17 protein-coding genes are annotated in these 17,435 nt (G+C 37.2%); 10 read left to right on the top strand and 7 right to left on the bottom strand.

All coding sequences use genetic code 11. The annotated features are described in order from the left end of the window. Nucleotides 1-112: 112 nt before the first annotated feature. Nucleotides 113-409 carry a hypothetical protein gene (locus AA637_RS14420; RefSeq protein ID WP_446683332.1) on the bottom strand — a complete coding sequence of 99 codons (297 nt, stop codon included), beginning with the start codon at nt 407-409 and terminating at the stop codon, nt 113-115. Between the two features lie 496 nt (nt 410-905). Here AA637_RS14420 and AA637_RS14415 point away from each other — a divergent pair, with 496 nt between their 5' ends. From AA637_RS14415 to psaD, 4 genes are all read left to right on the top strand, one after another. Beyond that, nucleotides 906-2,036, top strand: a complete 1,131-nt coding sequence (locus tag AA637_RS14415; RefSeq protein WP_446683331.1) for a quinone-dependent dihydroorotate dehydrogenase — start codon at nt 906-908, stop codon at nt 2,034-2,036. Between the two features lie 115 nt (nt 2,037-2,151). Continuing rightward, entirely contained in the window at nt 2,152-3,447 is a 1,296-nt protein-coding gene (purB, locus tag AA637_RS14410; protein WP_446683330.1) for an adenylosuccinate lyase, read from the top strand. Nucleotides 3,448-3,589: 142 nt separating this feature from the next. Then, complete coding sequence (hisH, locus tag AA637_RS14405) at nt 3,590-4,216, top strand: imidazole glycerol phosphate synthase subunit HisH (RefSeq protein ID WP_446683329.1); 627 nt, start codon at nt 3,590-3,592, stop codon at nt 4,214-4,216. A 181-nt stretch (nt 4,217-4,397) separates the two neighbouring features. Continuing rightward, complete coding sequence (gene psaD, locus AA637_RS14400) at nt 4,398-4,832, top strand: photosystem I reaction center subunit II (protein WP_446683328.1); 435 nt, start codon at nt 4,398-4,400, stop codon at nt 4,830-4,832. A 38-nt stretch (nt 4,833-4,870) separates the two neighbouring features. Here the strand turns inward: psaD and AA637_RS14395 are convergent, their stop codons facing one another. Continuing rightward, nucleotides 4,871-5,716, bottom strand: a complete 846-nt coding sequence (locus AA637_RS14395) for a hypothetical protein (RefSeq protein WP_446683327.1) — start codon at nt 5,714-5,716, stop codon at nt 4,871-4,873. Between the two features lie 354 nt (nt 5,717-6,070). On the opposite strand from AA637_RS14395, the gene AA637_RS14390 reads away from it, so the two are divergent. Both AA637_RS14390 and AA637_RS14385 read left to right on the top strand, forming a co-directional pair. Then, nucleotides 6,071-6,511: a YbjN domain-containing protein gene (locus AA637_RS14390; RefSeq protein WP_446683326.1), complete on the top strand. Its 441-nt coding sequence runs from the start codon at nt 6,071-6,073 to the stop codon at nt 6,509-6,511. A 96-nt stretch (nt 6,512-6,607) separates the two neighbouring features. Beyond that, nucleotides 6,608-7,111, top strand: coding sequence for a tetratricopeptide repeat protein (locus tag AA637_RS14385; RefSeq protein WP_446683325.1), 504 nt, complete (start codon nt 6,608-6,610; stop codon nt 7,109-7,111). A 24-nt stretch (nt 7,112-7,135) separates the two neighbouring features. Here AA637_RS14385 and AA637_RS14380 read toward each other — a convergent pair whose 3' ends face one another. The 3 genes from AA637_RS14380 to AA637_RS14370 all read right to left on the bottom strand — a co-directional run bounded on the left by AA637_RS14380 (nt 7,136) and on the right by AA637_RS14370 (nt 10,058). Next, nucleotides 7,136-7,792: a cofactor assembly of complex C subunit B gene (locus tag AA637_RS14380; protein WP_446683324.1), complete on the bottom strand. Its 657-nt coding sequence runs from the start codon at nt 7,790-7,792 to the stop codon at nt 7,136-7,138. 393 nt (nt 7,793-8,185) lie between these two features. Beyond that, nucleotides 8,186-8,932, bottom strand: a complete 747-nt coding sequence (gene rpaB / locus AA637_RS14375) for a response regulator transcription factor RpaB (RefSeq protein ID WP_069791868.1) — start codon at nt 8,930-8,932, stop codon at nt 8,186-8,188. 727 nt (nt 8,933-9,659) lie between these two features. Next, the gene (locus AA637_RS14370; RefSeq protein ID WP_446683323.1) at nt 9,660-10,058 is read right to left on the bottom strand and encodes a hypothetical protein; all 399 of its coding nucleotides are present in this window, start codon (nt 10,056-10,058) and stop codon (nt 9,660-9,662) included. Nucleotides 10,059-10,151: 93 nt separating this feature from the next. Between AA637_RS14370 and AA637_RS14365 the strand changes: the two genes are divergently transcribed. Further along, nucleotides 10,152-10,850, top strand: coding sequence for a DUF3318 domain-containing protein (locus tag AA637_RS14365; RefSeq protein ID WP_069791866.1), 699 nt, complete (start codon nt 10,152-10,154; stop codon nt 10,848-10,850). A gap of 111 nt (nt 10,851-10,961) precedes the next feature. Beyond that, nucleotides 10,962-11,696 carry a 2-phosphosulfolactate phosphatase family protein gene (locus AA637_RS14360; protein ID WP_446683322.1) on the top strand — a complete coding sequence of 245 codons (735 nt, stop codon included), beginning with the start codon at nt 10,962-10,964 and terminating at the stop codon, nt 11,694-11,696. Nucleotides 11,697-11,774: 78 nt separating this feature from the next. On the opposite strand, the gene AA637_RS14355 is transcribed toward AA637_RS14360, so the two are convergent. After that, nucleotides 11,775-12,581, bottom strand: a complete 807-nt coding sequence (locus AA637_RS14355) for an ABC transporter permease (RefSeq protein ID WP_446683321.1) — start codon at nt 12,579-12,581, stop codon at nt 11,775-11,777. Between the two features lie 190 nt (nt 12,582-12,771). Beyond that, nucleotides 12,772-13,995: a CCA tRNA nucleotidyltransferase gene (locus AA637_RS14350; protein WP_446683320.1), complete on the bottom strand. Its 1,224-nt coding sequence runs from the start codon at nt 13,993-13,995 to the stop codon at nt 12,772-12,774. Nucleotides 13,996-14,062: 67 nt separating this feature from the next. Here AA637_RS14350 and AA637_RS14345 point away from each other — a divergent pair, with 67 nt between their 5' ends. Both AA637_RS14345 and ileS read left to right on the top strand, forming a co-directional pair. Further along, entirely contained in the window at nt 14,063-14,311 is a 249-nt protein-coding gene (locus tag AA637_RS14345) for a Ycf34 family protein (RefSeq protein ID WP_446683319.1), read from the top strand. Between the two features lie 172 nt (nt 14,312-14,483). Beyond that, nucleotides 14,484-17,402 carry an isoleucine--tRNA ligase gene (ileS, locus tag AA637_RS14340; RefSeq protein ID WP_446683318.1) on the top strand — a complete coding sequence of 973 codons (2,919 nt, stop codon included), beginning with the start codon at nt 14,484-14,486 and terminating at the stop codon, nt 17,400-17,402. Nucleotides 17,403-17,435: the final 33 nt, after the last annotated feature.

Below are 17,435 nucleotides of genomic sequence, written 5' to 3'. Positions count from 1 at the left end.
GTTAAAGATGTTTTAATTATGGTGTTATTTTAATGGTGCGACCATATACTATGGAAAAAGTTAGATACCAAAAAACATAGGAATCGAGATAAACCTACTAAATTTTGATAAATTACAGAGTAGCTTCTACTTTGACAGGAGTACTTTCCGGTAAGTATTGGGTGATTTTGGGAGTATTTACTTCGATATTAGGGGTAGCACATCCGAGGGAAAAGGATTTTTCTAGTAAAACAATTTCTGGCATGGTTTCCCAAGACTCTCCGAAAGCCAAAACTGCTAAACTACAAGATTTCCATGCACCTTGTACTGAAACATTTAATTGTTCACACATTCCACCTCTCCTACCCTCTGGATGGTAAAAGCGACAATATCGACAGGCTGACGCGCATTTATTATTGTTGGGTATCATTTTCTTTCTCTATATTTTTTTTATTAAAACCTTCTCTTTTTATTATTAACTATCTGGGATCAAGGCTTTTTTGCTTATAAGCTAGACAGAATGAGGAAATCGACTATATTTATAAGTATTTATTTTTTATATTGTCTTAACTATTGCTTCATACAAAGACATATTTACAAACATTTCTAAATGCTGTATATTTAATAATTTTGCGTTTTTCTTGTTATGGAGGAAAACAAACAGGGATCAAGATAAAAAGACTTCTTTTTACATTGAATATATATTTATCTATAACCATGTAATCAAACAGTTATAGAATAAGACATATTTTTATACAATAAAGAATATTGATATGATGTGATTTACTTAGTTTACTGAGAAAAAGTTACTTGGTGAGATAAATTTTCTCATTTTTTGATTTAGTGTAAAAGTGATGATGAAAATCAGGGTAAAATGAACTACGATCAATATTCTTCAAGATTGTCTTTTTTAAAAGCTCTGAACTATGCTTAATGTGTTTCGCCCTCTTTATCCCTTATTTTTCGCTTCTTTGAAAGGTAATCCTGAAAAAGCCCATCTACAAAGTTTGGATATTTTGGCGAAAATTGACTACCATCGGCATAAGTATTGGGGAAAATGGACAATCAAAGAGCTTGAAAAGTCTTTTTGTGTAGATATACCCTCCCTTAAACAATCCCTCTGGGGGCTAGATTTTGACCATCCCATAGGACTTGCTCCTGGCTTTGATAAGAATGGGGTGGGGGCTGGGATTTGGGCTAATTTTGGCTTTAGTTTTGCGGAATTGGGGGCAGTAACTCTCCATGGGCAATATGGTAATCCTTTACCAAGAATGTTCCGCATTGAGGGGGATAAAGCTATTTTGAATAGGATGGGGGCGAATAATGAAGGGGCAGAGGCGATCGCCCTTAGACTAAAAGAAACATGGGAGAGAAGTCCTAGAACCATTCCTATAGGCATAAATCTATGTAAATCAAAGATAACCTCCCTAGAAGAAGCCCATCAGGATTATTTGGGCAGTTTTGAGGCTTTACGCCCCTATGCCGACTATTTTGTGATAAATGTTAGTTCTCCCAATACCCCTGGGTTGCGATCGCTTCAGGGGGGAGAACAATTAGAACCCATTTTAAGAACCCTACAAGAAGCAAATCAAGGGGAAAAACCAATTTTAATTAAAATTGCCCCTGACTTAAGCTGGGACGATATTAGGGCTATTTTAGACCTATCGAGAAACTACAATTTATCGGGTATCGTTGCCACTAATACCACCATCAAAAAAGAGCAACTAACCACCAAAATCCTCAAAGAGACAGGTAATCTATTAATAGATGAAGCAGGGGGAATCAGTGGTTTACCCCTCAAACAACGCTCCACCGAAGTAATACGTTTTATTTACAAAGAAACTCAAGGACAGTTACCCATCATCGGGGTGGGTGGTATCTTCAACGCTCAGGACGCTTGGGATAAAATTACCGCAGGGGCAACTCTTTTACAAATGTATAGCGGTTGGGTATATGAAGGGCCTTGGGCAGTGAAAGATATTATGACAGGGCTACAAACAAGGTTACAGGGAAAAGGTTTAAGTAATATTAGTGAAGCGGTGGGGATAGATAATTGATAATGTCAATACAAACTTGACTATAACTGATCATCTTCCATTGTCCATTCTTTTGGAGTTGTCCAACTTAAGGTAAAATATAACAGTCGTATTTGCAGAGAAACAAAGAATTGCAGTGATTGAACGCTATACATTGCCCGAAATGGGCGAAATTTGGACTGATAACTATCGACTGAAAACATGGTTGCAAGTGGAAATTGCGGTATGTGAAGCTCAAGCAGAGTTGGGCAACATTCCCAAAGAAGCAGTGGAAGAAATCAAAGCAAAGGCAGCTTTTGACGTTAACAGGGTGTTGGAAATTGAAGCGGAAGTGCGCCACGATGTCATCGCTTTTCTGACCAATGTTAATGAGTATGTGGGAGATGTGGGCCGTTATATCCATTTGGGTATGACCAGTTCTGATATGCTTGATACTGCTTTGGCGTTGCAGATGGTTGCTAGTCTTGATCTCATTTTAGAGGCGGTGGAGGATACAATTCAAGCAATTCGCTATCAGGCACAGCAACACCGTTATACTGTCATGGTAGGACGTTCCCATGGTATCCATGCCGAACCTATCACCTTCGGTTTTAAGTTAGCTGGTTGGTTGGCAGAAATGCGCCGTAACCGTGACCGTTTAGTAAAATTACGTCAGGATGTGGCAGTAGGTCAAATTTCTGGGGCGGTGGGTACCTATGCAAACATTGAACCTAGGGTAGAGGCGATCGCCTGTAATCTTTTAGGACTCAAGCCTGATACCGCATCAACTCAGGTAATTTCCAGAGATATACACGCCGAATTTGTACAACAAATTGCCCTCGTAGCGGCTTCCCTAGAAAGATTTTCTGTGGAAATTCGTAATATGCAACGCACGGACGTTTTGGAGGTAGAAGAATACTTCTCTAAAGGACAAAAAGGCTCTTCTGCCATGCCTCATAAACGTAACCCTATTCGTAGTGAGCGTATTACGGGGATGGCGAGAATTATCCGTGGTCATGCGGTGGCAGCCCTTGAAAACGTTGCTCTCTGGCATGAAAGAGACATTTCCCATAGTTCTGTGGAAAGGGTTATCTTACCTGATACTTGCATTTTGATCCATTTTATGCTCAAGGAAACCACTAATTTAGTGCAAAACTTGTTGGTATATCCTAAAAATATGCTCCGTAATATGAATGTATATGGTGGGGTAATTTTCAGCCAAAAAGTTTTACTGGCTTTGGTGGAAAAAGGTATGAGTAGAGAAGAGGCCTATCGCATTGTACAAGGGTGTGCTCACCAAGCATGGAATACCCAAGATGGCAATTTCCGTAAGTTAATCGAATCTAGTCCTGATATTCAGAAGCATTTATCGGCGGATGATTTGAAGACTTGTTTTGATCCTAATCAGCACTTGAAAAATCTTGACCAAGTGTATGAAAGACTAGGTATTTAAGATCCCCCCTAGCCCCCCTTAATAAGGGGGGAATAAATACAGAAGATTTAGAAACTAAACCCTCCTACCTCCAAGTTTGGGGGAGATAAGTAAGATATTGTAACCACCCATTAAATATAAAAAATCACTTTTCTATAAAACTATGAAAATTGCTGTAATTGACTATGATATGGGTAACTTGCACTCGGTATGCAAGGGTTTGGAAAAGGCGGGGGCGATTCCCGAAATAACCTATTCTGCGGATGTAATAGCCCAAGCAAAGGCGATTGTGTTGCCGGGAGTTGGCTCATTTGATCCTGCTATGCAACATTTAAAGGAACGTAATTTAGTTGAACCTCTTAAAAGTGCGATCGCCTCGGGAACACCATTTTTAGGTATCTGTTTAGGGTTACAAATCCTTTTTGAATCCTCGGAAGAAGGTAAAGAGCAAGGATTAGGAGTAATAAAAGGTAAGGTGCGTCGTTTACAATCAGAGCCTAATTTAACCATTCCGCACATGGGATGGAATACTATGGAAAAAACTCAACCTAATCACCCTCTGTGGGCTGGGTTGCCCCCTGAAACCTATCTTTACTTTGTGCATTCATTTTATGTCGATCCTACCAATAAAAGCATAATTGCAGGGGAAGTTACCCATGGTAGTCAAAAAGTTACAAGTGCGATCGCCCATAAAAACCTTATGGCAGTGCAATTCCACCCCGAAAAATCCTCCGATTACGGCTTAAAAATCCTCTCCAACTTTGTTAACCTCATTAATAATAAATATTAAAGTTCCCCATCCTTGAGTAAGAATGAAGTTTGACCATTGCCCATTGCCCATTCCCCGTTCCCCATTAAATAACAAAAGGTAACAAACTGTTACAGTTCATAACAGACATAGTAAATAGGGGTTAAGTCAGTGATAGCATTGCCTAGATAGTAAATGTGATTTCTATAAAAGCAATATCTCTATGAGCGAAAAAATCCAATTAACAGGTCAAATGCCTAAATTTGGCGGAAGTACGGGCGGTTTACTCTCTGCAGCTGACAGAGAAGAAAAATACGCCATCACCTGGACTAGCAGCAAAGAGCAAGTATTTGAAATGCCTACTGGTGGCGCTGCAATCATGAATGAAGGTGAAAACCTATACTACTTTGCCCGTAAAGAGCAATGTTTGGCTTTAGGTACTCAATTACGCACCAAATTTAAGCCCAAAATGGAAGATTATAAAGTTTACCGTGTATATCCTAACGGTGAAGTTCAATATCTCCACCCCGCTGATGGTGTATTCCCTGAAAAAGTGAACGAAGGGCGTGAATTCCACGGCAAAAAAGATAGAAATATCGGCAGAAATCCTGAGCCTGTCACCCTCAAGTTTTCTGGCAAAAACCCTTATGATGTTTAATCATCAACATTAAAAACTGCCATAATAATATTCCCTTCTCAAAACTTAGAGAGGGGATTTTTTGTATATTTTCCCTGCCAATTATCGATAAATTGTTGACTTAGTAAGTCTATATTTTTCTCTTTGACGATGGGTATTAGTTGAAAGTATTTTTTCAAAGAGAAAGGAAGGGCATGATAACCGTTATGTAAGCCTAATAAAAATCCCGTCAGAATTGATGTAGAGGACTTTTGATTTTTAAAGTTAGTGCTTCTGAGTAGTGACAGTTCGACATAATTAGATAGGGATAAAAAGCTATATATTCCTTGATAAAGACTAATTTCTTGTTGATGATAGTGCTGGTTAAATTCTTTTTCTAGCTCGTTAATATTTTTTTTCTGATTAATAAATTGTTTTACTTTTTCTATTTTTTTACTACTATTTAAATCAAATACTTGAGTAATATTATTGTTGTTATGGGTAAGGATGCAGTTAATAATTAAGTGTAAGTTAAAAATGTTTTCTCGATTGTTATTATTAATATTTAAAGATAAATCTAACTGATCGAGATGATGTTCTAATTTATTCTTGCTTTCATAACAGGATAAAACTAGAGGTAAAAGAGCTATTTCTAAGGGAATTACTATATTCTGTTCATTATCAGCTATGATCAAACCTTGAATGTAATAATTGTTATTTTTTATCTCTTTAATCCATGTTTCTACATTAAAAGAATTATCTTTAATAATCCTTTCAAAGCCTATAAAAATAACTTCTAAATAAGGAGAAAAAGATTCTAAATCATAATTTAAATATAAATCTTGGTGGGGATAACGCGCAAAAAAATCTCCTGCTAAAGCCCCCCATAAAGCCCCTTTTAAGGTAGAAATATTTAGATGTGGCACAAATTTAAAATATAATAATTAACTTAAAAAGTAATATAGCGTTTTTTATAATTATGAGATACATTCATTATTCTCAAGTCCCCCTTATTAAGGGGGATTTAGGGGGATTATCTTGTACTCCGTAACCATGATAATTGCTATATAAAATAAAGCACTGATCATAACCTAAGTTTCGCAGAAAGTATTTATAAATAATACTTTGGTCTTAATTATCAATGGTTTTAATAATCCCTATTCTGTGTTATGACGTACAAGATTGTCAAATAATTGTCAATTTGGTTTAATATTTGAGTGGTGCTAAATCAGAAATTAGCCTTCATCAGTAGAGTAACGTTAATAAGAAAAAAATTTATTATGGAAGACAATTTAATTATGGATGATTATAAGGTTAATCATAAGGATGAAATCGAGACAGTTATTTATAGCCTAGAAGAAAATGACAGCGCTATGGTGCTGAAAAATGATGAGGGTTATCTGTGGAAATTTCAGTATGGTAGCGTGGAGGTATTTGTACAACTGACGGGGGAAAGTGAAGATGATTTGTTAACGGTTTGGTCAGTGGTTTTACCTTTACCTGCCAAAAATGAACCTGAATTGATGAAAAGGTTATTAGAAACAAACTGGAGTGGTACTTTTGAGACTTGCTTTAGTATTTTTGATAATCAGATAGTGGTTTCTGCCCAACGTACTATTGCTGATCTTTATCCTAGTGAGATTTCTCGTATAATTACTTTAGTAGCCAGTATTGCTGATGATAATGATGATTCTTTGAGAGAGGAATTTGGTAATAATTGATTGTCAAATCAATCAATCAAAAGTGTACAATCAACTATACACCCTAAATTTTCATTATTGGGGTGATTAATGTAGTTTTTGAATCAATTAACCATTGTGAACTCTTTTGCACAGGAAGAATTTACCAAAAGATATAGTCAGGGCAAATCGGCTTTTGAGTCTGGGCAGTATCGCCAGAGTGTTGGATATTTGGAGGATGCTTGTAAGTTGGTATCCCTTAATAGTGGTTTGGGAGGAGAAGTGCAGATGTGGTTAGTAAATGCCTATCAGGCCATGGGGGAGGGTGAAAGTGCGATCGCCCTTTGCCAAAGTTTATGCGCCCATCCCTATACAGACACCAAAACTCAGGCTCAACGTTTGCTATACATTCTCAAAGCCCCTGAATTGCAACGCCCCAAGGAATGGATGACGGAAATTCCAGATCTCAATGCTAAATCTAGTTTACCTGTCAATCGTCGTGCTAGTAGCCCTCGCAAAATTGAGCCAAAAAGACAAATAGAGTTGGTAGATTTGAGTACAGTTAACACCAAGGATAATCAGTTTCTTTTACTTAGTTTAATTATATCCCTAGGGGCGATCGCCTCTTTATTTATACTTTGACACCCATCACCACAAAAACAACATTTAGGCATATTCTTCCTTTAACGTAAGGGCAATTTTGGCCCCAATACCATTGATCCAATTTTCATTTTGTTTTGTATAACTACGGGGAATATTTGTGGCTACCATCATGACTCCCCCATCATTCAACGGTAAACAAATCAAACCCTGTATATTTTCGGGAAAATAATCAAACTCAACCTTACCAGGATAGTGTTTTAAATCCACCAGATAAACAGGCTTTTGTGTTTTGATAACCCTATCTACAATTTGCCCAACTTTTATTTCCTTTTCTGTACCTAGAATACCTCTTCTTAAAAGAATTTTTTCTTGATAATAAATAAGCACTGATTTACTAACCGTGTTAGTAAGAATTAAGTGACTAGCCCAAGCCAATTCTGTCTTTATTTTATCAGGTAGATCATCTATTAACTCAAAGCCTTCTTCTCCTTGTAATACTACACTTTGAGGAGGTTCTGGTTGAATTTGCCTAGCTAAAATACTGGTTAATAATAACATAGCACATAGAATAATACCCAAAGCATCAGAACGAGCCTGAGAATCTAATAAAGTGGGAGTAACTAAGCGATTTATCATTAACAAAGTTCCCCCCAATATACCAGCAATTAAGGGTAAATTTTTTAAAAGACTATTTTCAGAAGATTTGATTTTTTCTGGCATTATTTTTTATGAAAATATTTCCATTACTCCGTTGCATTATTACAGAGCTAAGGCATGGATAACAAATTATACCAAATCCGAATGGTAGAGTATGCCATCCCCGCCTTGCAATAAATTACAAGGCTAACAGTTTATCGTTCAATGAATTGAACTAAGGTATATTTTGATTCACGGATTTGGTATTAATCATTGAAAAGTAGGGGCAGTAAATAAGCAGGAAGACAAATAATAACGCCTATACTTGACTTTAATTTTTAAATTAAAATATATCTATAGTGAAGGGTTTTACACCCCTCATTAATTACTAATAGAACTGTTTTTTTGCTACTTTCTAATATTCCGTAAATAAAATAGAATTGGTGTAATAACCTTTCAAAAGAAGATAACTAATTATCAACTACCACTAGAAGCTCTTTTTTCTCCCGGTTCTAAAATACGTTGAAATAAATATCCTGTACCTCTAGCAGTTAAAATCAATTCAGGATTACTAGGATCCTCCTCTAGTTTAGCCCGTAAACGAGAAACATGGACATCTACCACCCTAGTATCTACATGGCGCTCAGGAGTATAACCCCATACCTCTTGGAGAATTTCGGAACGAGAAAAAGGCTCTCCAGACTTACTCACTAGCAACTCTAATAGACTAAATTCCATTCCCGTGAGGCGAATTCTTTGATCTCCTTTATAAACCTGTCTTTTATTTGTATCAATGCGAATAGAATTGACCGAAATAACCCCAGAGCTAGGGATACCAGCTACTCCATCCTTATCTACCCGTCTCAATACAGAGCGAATTCTTGCTTCTAATTCCTTGGGAGAGAAAGGTTTTACCACATAATCATCCGCACCCAATTCTAGTCCTGTGATACGGTCAGCCACATCTCCTAAAGCTGTTAACATGATAATGGGAATGTCCGATTCTTTGCGTAGTTCTTGACATACCCCATAACCATCTAACTTGGGCATCATCACGTCTAATACCACCAAGTCTGGTTGGGTTTCGTGGAAAGTGGCGATCGCATCTTCTCCATCCGCAGCCGTTACCACATCATAACCAATCATTGATAAACGAGTCTCCAGAATCCGTCTAATACTAGCCTCATCATCAACAACTAAAATTCTTTCTTTTTGTGTATCCAATTTACAAAACTCCTCGATCCCTAATATAGTGTACTCTTATAAATATCTGTTCATGGAAAAGATTTCCTCAAAAAATCAATAAAATTAACCGGGAAACCTTAAAATTATTTGTTTGTGTCTCTAGGTTATGTGTCCAGAGTGGCTTTTTAATAATCATAATATTAATTTACAATAATTTTAGCCTCTCAACATAACGAATTACTTTTACCCAAGACGAAAGGTAATGAGACAGTCTTTCTGTTTGCAGAATTTCCCCACTAGAAATAAATTTTAGAATCATTGATTATTGATAAAAAAACTATTGAATTAAGATTTTATCTTCTTCCAACCAAAAGAAAAATTTATGAGAAGTTTAAGTCAGAATTGTGTAGAAAAGTATATTTTTTATCTATTTATTAGAAATATAACACACAAACAAACCAAGTTTTTCTTTTATTTTCTAAGTAAAGAGTTTTATCAAGTCTCCATAATAATATCACATTTTGCTATGGCAATAGTTTAATAAACCTCAATCAAATTAATTGTAAAAGTAACAAAATATTATTTGTGTTATTACTAAATTCTTTTTTACAGATAGGTAATCGCTCGATAAAAGTAAGCTAGATTAAGTAAGTGGGCATAATTAAATCGATTTAGGCAAGGGGTTTAAACCCCTTGTTCATAATAGTCTTAATAAAATAAAAGCTATAATTGATTTAACAAAGCTATTTACGCCTATTTACAATCTTTAAAATCGTTTCAAATATTGATACCATTTTCCTGCCAATGTACCTTGAGTAAAAGGAATAATAATAGAGTTATTTTCCTTAGTAATAAACTGTAAATTTGCTTCTTCTTTTTCTGATAAATCTGCTTCTGAGACGACTTTATCTTTGCTCAATAGATTAATTTCTTGAATGTCATCTAAACAAAACTGACTCTCATTGATAATTCCCTTTGCCGTCGGTTTGCCCCAAGTAATGATATTTCCTTTTTTTCCTAATACCGAGTAAATATCATATTTAGACTTATCAAAATTTTCTGCCCAAACTTTATAATTTTCTAACTTTTGGTATTCATTTTTACCGCTCCATGCTAACCAAAAAAAGAGTATTAATAACGGCAACCAAAACAAACCACGTTCCATGTTAGAATTTAGCAACTCAAATTAAGATTAGATTACCATAGAATAAGATCAACAAGATCAAAATTATAGATAATAGTTAAGTAAAATAATTATATGACTTCTTATACAACATCCTCCGCCAGAGCAGAAATGAATGAATTAAGAAGATTAAAAACCCTGTTACCCCCAGAATTGCAAAGTTGGGTAATGGTAGAATCTTCCACTGAAGTTAATCCTCCCCTAATCCGCAGTGAAGAGTTAGGCAAAGATGAGGTAGAAATTCAAATCGACTTAGCAAAATGGGAAAACTTAGCTATTGACCAACGAAATCTGATGTTTTGGCATGAAGTTGCTAGAATTCAGAATGATACTATTCCCAAGGAAGGATGGGAAATGGCTGCCCTTGCCATTGGTTTAGGGGGTGCTGTGGGAGAGCTTTGGGTACAAGATGGTTTATTGTTATTGTTAGCTTTATCTTTGTGTGGTATTTCTGGTTATCGTCTTTGGCAAAAAAATAATGGTGAAAAGAATCTCAAGGATGCTATGGAAGCCGATGAGAAAGCAATTATTTTGGCTACCCGTTTCGGTTATTCTTTGAAAAATGCTTATCAGAGTTTAGGTAGCGCCCTTAAAACTTTAATTGAGCAAACTCCTAAACGCAATCAACGGAAGAAATATGAAGAGCGTTTACAGGCGTTGCGTCGTAGTGCCACAAAGGCTAAACAACGGGAAGCACAAAATACGGGCAATCAACCTTTACAAACTCCCCCTTCTCCTCGCTCTCGTAGTAGTGCTAGAATGCGCAATATTTAATTAGGATTGAGGGATAGATTCTTTTTTATCCCTCACCAATGGTTAAACTAACGGAGATTCCCTCGGTGATATATAATTGCTGATTGTGAAAGCATAGGTAAAATAATCATCGTGAAAATTTCTGTTTATCATACTCCTGAGTCAACTCCTGAAAATCAAGTGCCTGATTGCGCTGTGGTTATTGATGTACTTCGTGCCACTACTACCATGGCGACGGCGATAGATGCAGGGGCGGAGTCGGTAAGGGCTTTTAGTGATATTGATTTATTATTAGCACAGAGTGAGTCTTTGTCTTCTGAGAAAAGGTTAAGATTAGGGGAAAGAGGAGGAAAAAAGGTTGAGTCTTGTGATATGGGTAATTCTCCCCTTGATTGTACCCCTGAAGTGGTAAAGGATAAGCAGTTGTTTATTAGCACAACTAATGGCACTAGGGCTTTGCAGAGGGTGCAAAATGCTGAGGTGGTAGTCACTGGGGCGATGATTAATTTTGGGGCGGTAGTTGATTTTTTGGAGCAAACAAAACCCGAAAATGTCTGGTTGGTGGGCTCAGGTTGGGAGGGGGGTTATTCCCTTGAGGATACTATCTGCGCAGGAGAGATCGCCTCCAGGCTCATTTCCAACTATGATATAGATATGATTGGTAATGATGAGGTTATTAGTGCGATCGCACTTTATCAACAATGGCAACATGATTTAGTAAAATTATTCTCCCTCGCCAGTCATGGACAAAGATTAGTGAGACTTAATCTCGTGGATGATTTGGAATATTGCGCCCAAGAAAATATCATCAATACCTTACCCATGCAACAGGGTAAAGGTACTTTACTTTTTAAAAATCATTTTTAACCGCTAAGGCTTCAGCTTTTACGGCGGTGCGTATTAAACCTAATACCTAACCCCTAAATCCTACTACCTAATCTCTAGTTATTCTTGTTGATGGGAAAATTGATAAGCACCCACAAAAGCCAGTGCGATCGCAATTACTAATAGTATAGGAATACTATACCAAGGAAAAACGCTGATGGGTTGATAAGCCGCCGCTCTTAAAGCAGTGGTAGTGTAGGTTAGGGGTAGTAAATAAACAATCACCTTTAAAACCATCGGTAGGCTTTCTGGGGAGAAAAAGGTACCTCCTAAAAAGGACATCGGCACGATCAAAAAGTTGTTGTAAAGCCCCACAGATTCAAGGGATTTGACCCTTAAACCGATAATTACCCCAATTCCAGCAAAAACAGCACAATTGAGGATTACAACTAAAATAAACAGGGGATTAATAAAACTGAAAACCTTCCCTGTAAACAGAATTGCCACCAGTATCACAGAAAATGCCGTCATTAACCCCCTCACAATTCCTGCCAACACTTTTCCTAAATGTAAAGCAAGGGGATGTACTGGTAATAATAACAACTCGTCAAAAGTTTTGCTAAAAAGGCGATCGCCACATATGGAAAAAGTAGTCCCCCCAAAACTAATCGTCATGGAAGATAGCGCCACCATCCCAGGCAAAATAAACTCTAAATAATTATCCCCCACCGCAGGAGTGCTAACCCTATCAATGGTATTGCCCAAACCCAAGCCAAAAGCAAGGACATATATTAACGGTGAAATTAACCCCGTAGAGGCAATTTGAGCCATTCTTGCCCGTAAATCTAACCATTCAGCCCAGAAAATAGTTAGGGTATCTTCTAAAATAGCTTTTAAAGGTAAATTATCTATTTTTTTTGACTTCATAGGTATCATTTTTTTAAGATTTAATATTTTTCTATTGTCCTTTATTTGGTTTCACAAAATCAATAATCACTACGCAAGGCTTCATGAAAAGATGAATTAATCAGATGAATAAGAGACAAGAAAGAGGGAGTGATGACAAGGCAAGGGGCTTAAGCCCCTTGTTAGATATATGACTAATATGGGTAAATAATTAGAGATTTTCATTACAATATTTTTGAGCAAAAATAAGGGCTTCTTGTTTATTATTAATTTTGTTTTCTAAATGGGCAATTTGTACTTCTATTAATATTTCTTTTATTAATGGACTTGGTTTAAAATTTAGTTCATTTATAAGATCATTTCCTGTAATCAATGATTGAGGATGGGCTACTAAATCATTTTGGTTGAAATAACGCTCTGTTAATTGATATATTGTCGATTTATTTTCAGGGTTAGAAGCTATTGCCCTAAAAGCTATTAAAGGAAAAGTATCACCAACATGAAGAAAGAAAAAATACTGTTCTCTAAGGGTAGTATTAAAATTAAAATTAAGTAACTTAGGAAGATATTTAATAATAGTAGTTACCGTTTTAATCTCATTTTTAGAACACTTTAAATTAATTAATTCCTCTTGAACTAATTCAGGAACATTAGAAGTTAAACAAGATAATTTTGCTAATCCTAAAAACTCTGAAGATAGATTTTGAAATGGGGTATATTTTTGTGCAAGATTACTTAAAATTAGATCTATTTTCAATAAATTAACAATACTTTCTGAGGTAATATTTGCTAACCAATGGGATAATATATTATCTTCATAAGCCAATTGTAACCAATGACAACCATTCTTCGATTGTAAGAGATAGTCTAATTCACTCTTTACCCTTTCCGCCGCTACCCGAGACAGAAGAGGGGCTAATTTTTGCAAAGTTTTACGGGTATCAGGGGTAATTTTAAAACCTAATTGGGAGGCTTGACGATAAGCCCTTAAAATTCTGAGGGGGTCATCTTCAAGGTTTTTTGGTGATACCATTCTGATGATACCTTTCTCTAAATCTTTTTGACCTTCTAAGGGATCTACTATTTCCTCAGTATATAGGTTAAGGGCGATCGCATTTAGACAAAAATCACGACGATATAAATCATCCACCAAACAATCCCCCTCCTGTCTAGCAAAATCCACCGTTGCCGAAGGAAAAACCACCCTAGCAATCTCCCGCCCCGCATCCAACACCACAAACCCAGCGCCATACTTATTAGCAATAAACTTCGCCGTTTGAATAGCCCCATGGGGTAAAACAAAATCTAAATCAATATAATCCCTTCTCCTGTGCAATAAAGCATCCCTAACCACTCCCCCCACCAAAAAAGCATCAGGGGGCAACAAATCCAAATCAAAAGGCAATACTTGTCTTAAAAAATCCGCAATAAACATTAATAAATAACCAACCTTATTAAAATTAAGCTAGATTAGGAAGTAGAGACAGTCGGAGAAAAAGCCTATGTGTATCTGTGTAAACTGTTACTACGTTGATCGTTGCAATACTTATCATGCCGTAGAAACTCAACATGAGCAACCCCATTTAACAAACAATCCTAGTTTTGAGCCAGAAAATCCTTCCATAAACGTCAATATTCGCACCCGTGAAGACTATATAGAAACTGAGTGGGATGTTGTCGGTTGTGATAGCTTTACAGAGGAAAAAAATAAATGGGCAAAACTACGCCCCGGAGAAGCAATTCCCACTTAGATAACAGCAAAGCTGATTAATTTTTTCATCACAGAGGGATTATCCCTCTTTTTTTATAGTTAAAAATAATTCGATTAAGTCTTTCTTCGTCAATTTTGACATTGAGATACAACACCTATTCGCAATACAATAGCAGAATGTAAAAAGTTATATTAATTAATCTCTCTTATCCATGAGTGAACCTAAAAATTATAAAGATACCGTAAATTTGCCCCAAACTAGCTTTAATATGAGAGCTAATGCGGTACAAAAAGAGCCAGAATTGCAAAAATTTTGGGCAGAAAATAAAATATATGAAAATCTAGCCGAAAATAACCCCAAAGAATTATTTGTCCTCCATGACGGCCCCCCTTATGCCAACGGTGACTTACACATGGGTCATGCCTTAAACAAAGTTCTAAAAGATATTATCAATAAATATAAACTATTACAAGGGCATAAAGTTCGTTATGTGCCTGGTTGGGATTGCCACGGTTTACCCATCGAATTAAAAGTATTACAAAGCATCGAAAAAGAAAAAAGGGCTGAGTTAACCCCCATTAAACTAAGGTATAAAGCCCGTGACTTTGCCATCAAAACCCAAAAAAAACAAGCCGAAGGATTTAAACGCTATGGCATCTGGGGAGACTGGGAAAACCCTTACCTCACCCTCAAACCTGAATATGAAGCAGCCCAAATGGAAGTATTTGGCAAAATGGCCATCAATGGTTATATTTACCGTGGTTTAAAACCTGTTCATTGGAGTCCTAGTTCTCAAACCGCCCTCGCTGAAGCAGAATTAGAATATCCTCAAGGACACGTTTCTCGCAGTATCTATGCTAGTTTCACTATCACTAAGTTGAGTGATAAAGCCTCTAGTTTAGAGAAATATATGCCTAATTTGGGTGTTGCTATCTGGACGACTACCCCTTGGACAATTCCTGGTAACTTGGCAGTAGCGGTTAATAGCAGGTTAGATTATGCTGTGGTGGAGGTAATTGCGGAAAATGATTCCCCCCAACCCCCCTTAATAAGGGGGGGGCAATTCCTCATTGTTGCTCAAGATTTAGTAGAAAGCCTTGGTAATACCTTCGGTGTTAAATTAGAAGTTAAAACCACCATCAAAGGTGCAGATTTAGAATTATCCACTTACCAACATCCCCTCTTTGACAGAGAAAGCCCCGTCGTTATCGGTGGTGACTATATCACTACAGAATCTGGTACAGGATTAGTACATACTGCTCCTGGTCATGGACAAGAAGACTATATGACAGGGCAGAAGTATAATTTACCAATTCTTTCTCCTGTGGATGATAAAGGGAATCTTACGGAGGAAGCAGGGGAATTTCAGAGCTTAAATGTCTTAAAAGATGCCAACCGAGCCATTATTGATGCTTTAACGGGTAAAGGTAGCTTATTAAAAGAGGAAGCCTACGAACACAAGTATCCCTATGATTGGCGTACCAAAAAGCCGACCATTTTTAGGGCAACGGAGCAATGGTTTGCTTCGGTGGATGGTTTCAGAGAGGAAGCATTAAAGGCTATCAAAGAGGTTAACTGGATTCCTGCGCAGGGGGAAAATAGAATTACTCCTATGGTAAGTGAGAGAAGCGATTGGTGTATCTCCCGTCAACGTAGTTGGGGTTTACCGATTCCTGTGTTTTATGATGAGAAAACTAATGAGCCTTTGTTAAATGAGGAGACTGTTAACCATGTGAGAGATATTATCAAGGAAAAGGGTTCTGATGCTTGGTGGTTGATGTCGGTGGAGGAGTTATTGCCTGAAAGTTACCGCAACGATGGTAAAACCTACCGTAAGGGTATGGATACCATGGATGTTTGGTTTGACTCTGGTTCGTCTTGGGCGGCGGTGGCAAATCAACGGGAGGAATTGAAATACCCTGTGGATCTATATTTGGAGGGATCTGATCAACATCGAGGCTGGTTCCAGTCTAGTCTTTTAACCAGTGTAGCGGTAAATGGTCATGCGCCTTATAAGACTGTGTTAACCCATGGTTTTGTGTTGGATGAAAAGGGCATGAAGATGAGTAAGTCTATCGGTAATGTGGTTGATCCTAATTTAATCATTAATGGGGGTAAAAATCAAAAACAACAACCTCCTTACGGTGCTGATGTGTTGAGGCTTTGGGTATCTTCTACGGACTATTCTGGGGATGTGCGCATTGGGGATAGTATCATCAAGCAGTTGGCGGATGTTTATCGTAAGATTCGTAATACGGCTCGATTTTTAATCGGTAGTTTACATGATTTTGATCCTACTCAAAATGCGGTGAGTTATGCTGATTTACCTGAGTTGGACAAGTACATTTTGCATGAAACCCATCAGGTTTTTACGGAAATTACTGAGGCTTACGAGAGTTTCCAATTTTTCAAGTTCTTCCAGAAGGTGCAAAATTTCTGTGTAGTTGATCTTTCTAATTTCTATCTGGATATTGCGAAAGATAGGCTTTATATTTCTGACCCTAATTCTGCTCGTCGTCGCAGTTGTCAAACTGTTATGGCTATTATACTAGAAAATCTGGTAAGGGCGATCGCTCCTGTACTATGTCACATGGCGGAGGATATTTGGCAAAACTTACCCTATGAGAAACCTTGTAATTCCGTGTTTGAGGCGGGTTGGGTTAATTTAAAACCTGAATGGGTGCAAAGCCCTGAATTTGCCCAAAAATGGCAGGAATTACGCCATATTCGCACGGGAGTTAATAAGATTTTAGATGATGCCCGTAACCAAAAGCTCATCGGTGCTTCTTTAGAGGCGAAGGTGTTGGTATATGACACCACTGGTAAGTTAGCCGACACTTTGGCAAGTCTAAATCCTGATGATGCGCTTAATGATGGTAACAGGGTGGATGAGTTGCGTTATCTCTTGTTAGTATCTCAGGTGGAGTTAGTGGATGATGAGTCTGCGTTGGATGAGAGTGAATATCGAGGGGAAATCACTTTAACGGATACTACTCTTAAGGTAGCAGTAGTTAATGCAGAAGGGCGTAAGTGCGATCGGTGTTGGAATTATTCTAATGCTGTAGGTAGTTTTGTTGATGAACCCCTAATTTGCGATCGGTGTAAGGAAGCCTTAGCTGGTAATTTTTAATTACATTATGGGGTGGGAATTTTCTCACCCTTT

The organism is Cyanobacterium sp. HL-69 (assembly GCA_002813895.1).
GTDB lineage: Bacteria > Cyanobacteriota > Cyanobacteriia > Cyanobacteriales > Cyanobacteriaceae > Cyanobacterium.
The sequence above is the reverse complement of the archived record's forward strand: the minus strand, read 5'-3'. Positions and strand labels throughout refer to the sequence as shown.